We start from the raw sequence: 4,525 nt of genomic DNA on the forward strand, positions 1-4,525 counted from the left end.
ATTCAAGCAAGTGTCAATGCAGATTATTCTGCTCCTATTCGAGATATTAATTTATCTCAAACTGATGCGATACAGAGACAGACTAACGATATTACTCCTATCGATCGCAATCAACCTGATGTAGCTCAGCTAAATGATATTACTCAAAGCGATCGCACAACCAAAATCCAATCTTCCCCTAGTAATTCGTTATCAGATCATCCTATAGGTAATTCTATTCAAGATACAAAAGTACCAAAATCTACTTTGATTATCGACAATAATGTCGATCTAACAAATCAAAATCAATCGCTACAAAGACAATCAGAAACAACTAATTCACCTATTCTAAATAACGATATTCAGGCGGATAATGGAGCAAACCACGAGAGCTCAAATTCATCGCTACTTAACATTAGTGCAGATCGAAATACTCATATATTGCAAAGAAAAGATTATATTTCTCAAGTTAACCCATCCCTACCCAACGAATCTAATTCATCTATCGAAGAAATTATTACTTTAACCAGTCAATCTATACAACGAAACAATCAAGAATCTACAAGAGAAATAGCACAAGAAGATTTTGAATCTCTTGTCACTGGATCCCATATTGCAGATACTAAACTATCGAGCGATCAGTCTATTCAAAGAGAATTAAGCATATCAGATCCAGAGATTGATATTAACACTACACCAGTTAATTTTTCTGAAATAGTTCAAAGAGATAAGGATCATAATGGTGCATTAAATGAAACTTTAGTCAATCTTGATCAAAACGAACAAGAAACAACAATCCAATCATTTTCTGATTTACAAACAGCAAAAAGTAGTACGGAAAGTAATATTTCAGAAAGCGATCGCCTGCAACAATCGCCAGATCGCGCTCAAAATCTAGATACTCCTAAACCAGATATTGCCGATATTCAAAGAAAATCAGATTTATCACTAGTGGAGAACAACCTAGAGACACAATTAAATATAAATAATATTGGTGACAGTAATACCAATCTATCCAAAGACAATCAAAACAATAAATTTAATAGAGACTTAGTTGGAAACTCAACTCAAGATTTGCAGCAATCGATTCAAAGAAATAGTAGCAGCAACAGTAGCAGTGAAGTTAATGCGATTGATAGCAATTATTTAGAAGATAGCATTGAAAATCAAACGATGATTCAAATGATGAAAGATCCTAGTAATAATGAGGTGTTGAAATTACCTAAAGCCATTGAAAACCTCGGTCATACAGAATATTTAGGTAGTTTTGCATCCCTGAATTTATCACAAGTACCTAGTATCCCTCAGCAGAGAACTTTACAACCATTTCGAGATAGCAATACGCGTTCCAATAATTCTAAGAATCTCAATAATTTATCGGATGATATCAGGAATCAACCTCAAACTATCCAGCGAAAGGAAGACGATACTCCCGATCAAATCAGTCGTACGGATGCTATGACTAATGGCTGGTCAAACATCGCCGAACTGCTTGCTAATTTGCCACCTCCCCAAACGCCTACCAATTCGTCTACTAGCTCTCTTAACCGAAAGACTGTGAGCGATCGCAGTCCTCTAGCGGCAGTCTCTCCCAAAACTTCAACAGATAGCGCTAGAAGTAGCAGTACCAACCAAACGGTCATTCAGCGATCGCCCGAACAAAAAAATAGTTATAACAATAGTCCTAATAGTGACCAAGACCTATACTTGACTCCAACAGGATTGCAAAGAGGAAACCCCAATAAAGACATAACCCCAACTAACACGATCCAAAGAGCCTTTGATACTGACCCCTTACCCGAAGCAACTGTATCGGTAAAACCTATCGAAGAGCAGGATGAAGCGGACGAAGATAACCTCGAACACAACCTTGAAACTCTTGCTCAAGAAATATATATTTTGCTAAAGCAGCGTTTGGGAATAGAAAAGGAAAGGCAAGGGAATAAATATCAAGGGCGATTACCTTGGTAATCCAACATCTCACTTCCTAGCTAATTTTAGAACTTTGAATTTTGTAGATTTTTTTAAGAGGACAGATCATGACGGGTCAACTTGTCAAAGCCATGCTCACTACCACCGATGCTGGAGCTGCTGCCATAAACTTTCAGTTTAACCCCACCGAACTTCAATTTCAGCGATCGGTTAGCCTCAATCGCTCCAAAGGCGCGCGCACTGACACTGGTATACCTAAAGTCGCATTTGCATACCCAGAGCCAGTAAGTCTTTCCCTCAGTAATTTAACCTTTGATACCTACGAAACAGGAACCAGCGTTTTAACATTAATAGATCCGATTATTAAGGCTACCGATTTTGCAGGATCGCTCGGCAGACCGCCTGTATACGTATTTGCTTGGGGACAAACTCAATATCTCAAGTGCTTTGTCAAAAATGTTAGTTATAAACTAACAATGTTTCTGGCTGATGGCACTCCCGTGCGAGCGATTGTTGATATGTCTCTTGAAGAAGTCGATAGCACCCAGCTTTAAGTAAGTAAAGAGATCGCTTGATAGCAAACCCCAAAAGCGAAAGCCATCATAATATCACAACAACGAAATCATAATAACAAAAGTCGCTAATGCCCAAATACCTACCCACCCCAATCCTACTAATTGATGGTAATCAAGCACCTGATGATTTGAACGCAGATATTTTACAAATATCTGTCGAGGAGAGTCTACATTTACCAGGAATGTTTACGCTTATTATCAATAATGATTACTTTCCTGGCAACTTAGAACCAGCTTGGAAACACCAAAGTTTATTCGAGATCGGCAAAAAAATTAAAATTGGATTCACCTCTAGCACGACTGAAGATGCTGATTTTGCTCAGGAAGAGACGGAATATATCTTAGAAGGTGAAATTACGGCGATAGAAACTGAGTTTAACGAAAAATCTCAAGCGCCAATGATTATTCGCGGTTACGACATTTCTCATCGCTTGCATAGGGGACGTTATAATCGCTCGTTTCAAAACGTTTCAGATAGCGATCTTGTCAAGCAAATAATTGGAGATGCAGGAATTTCGGCAGGAACAGTCACAGCAACGACTATTATCCATGAGTATGCTTTTCAAGAGAATCAAACTAATATGGAATTCTTGCGAGAACGTGCGGCGCGGAATGGGTTCGAGTTATATGTCCAAGATGGAAAGCTAAATTTTCGCGCCCCTAGTACCGATCAAACGATATCGCTTAAGTGGCTAGAAGATATCCATGGTTTTCGAGTCCGCGTTACCAGTGCCGAGCAAGTCAGCTCCGTAGAAGTTCGAGGATGGGACTATGCTCAAAAAATAGCGATCGTCTCCACTGCATCTACAGAGTCAGTCATTACTACAACGGATAGTGGCAAAGGCAGTGCCTCTAGCACTAAATTTAGTGGTAGCCCGAAGATGATCGTCGTCGATCAACCCATTTTTAGCTCTGGAGAAGCGGATAAAATTGCTCAATCTCTATGTAATGAACTAGGCGGCGAATTTGTCAATGCTGATGCCAAAGGTGAGGGTAATCCGAAAATCCGTCCAGGAAGAGTCATCACCTTAGCAGACATGGGTAAATACAGCGGTAGTTACTATGTCACTGAAACCCACCATTTGTTTGATGAACGCAAGTATACGACACATTTCAGCGTGCGCGGACTTAAAGGTGGAGATTTATTTTCTACGCTATCATCACAACCGCATCTGCAACCAGGACAGACAATGTTAGTGGGAATCGTAAGTAACAATAACGATCCTAAGGGATGGGGAAGAGTCAGAGTTAAGTTCCCAACTTTAACCGAAGAACATGAAAGTAATTGGGCAAGAGTTGTCAGTGCAGGTGCAGGTATAAATAGGGGATTAGACTGCTTGCCAGAAATTAATGATGAGGTTTTAGTCGGCTTCGAGCATGGAGATATCCATCGCCCCTATGTGATTGGTGGAGTCTGGAATGGAAAGGATACAACTCCAACTAAAGTCGCCGATAGTGTAGTTGGAGGCAAAGTCCGTCTCCGCACCTTTAAAACTCGTGTAGGACATCAATTGCAATTTGTTGAAGAAGATAAAGATACGAAAAAGGGAATCTATGTAAACACCATTGATGGACATAATGTCCGCCTTAATGATAGTGAAAAATTTGTTGAATTAGAAACTACAGGCGGTCATAAATTTCGGGCTGATGACATGAGTAAGGAGATTAGCCTAACTTCAACGGGGAACATTACCATCAAGACGGGCACTACTGGACTCGTTAATGATGTAAAAATTAATGCGGGTAATATTACCTTAACCGCCACTACCAACATTACACTTAAAGTTGGGCTTAATAAAATCGTTATAACTAATACTGGAATTGACATTGAAGGTGTACTTGTCCAAATTAAAGGTACAGCCTCAGCCAAAATGGAAGCACCTTTGGTAAATGTCGAAGCTAGTTTCATTAATACAATTAAAGGCGGTTTAGTTAAGATTAATTAGATAAGTTAGCCAACTGTATGTATCTAGGCGCAATTAAATATAAAACCCCAAAAGCTGTAGCGCACGCTGCGCGTGCGCTACAGCTTTTGACTC

3 protein-coding genes are annotated in these 4,525 nt (G+C 39.6%); all 3 read left to right on the forward strand.

The window, feature by feature from the left end:
- On the forward strand, positions 1–1,950 hold a 1,950-nt coding region (locus AC805_RS26040), incomplete at its 5' end, for a hypothetical protein (protein WP_197278616.1).
- Positions 1,951–2,018: 68 nt separating this feature from the next.
- Complete coding sequence (locus AC805_RS03580; protein ID WP_009625891.1) at positions 2,019–2,465, forward strand: hypothetical protein; 447 nt, start codon at positions 2,019–2,021, stop codon at positions 2,463–2,465.
- 89 nt (positions 2,466–2,554) lie between these two features.
- A complete protein-coding gene (locus AC805_RS03585) occupies positions 2,555–4,432 on the forward strand; it encodes a VgrG-related protein (protein ID WP_055074141.1) in 1,878 nt (625 codons plus the stop codon).
- Positions 4,433–4,525: the final 93 nt, after the last annotated feature.

It is taken from the genome of Pseudanabaena sp. 'Roaring Creek' (assembly GCF_001402795.1).
Classification (GTDB): domain Bacteria; phylum Cyanobacteriota; class Cyanobacteriia; order Pseudanabaenales; family Pseudanabaenaceae; genus Pseudanabaena.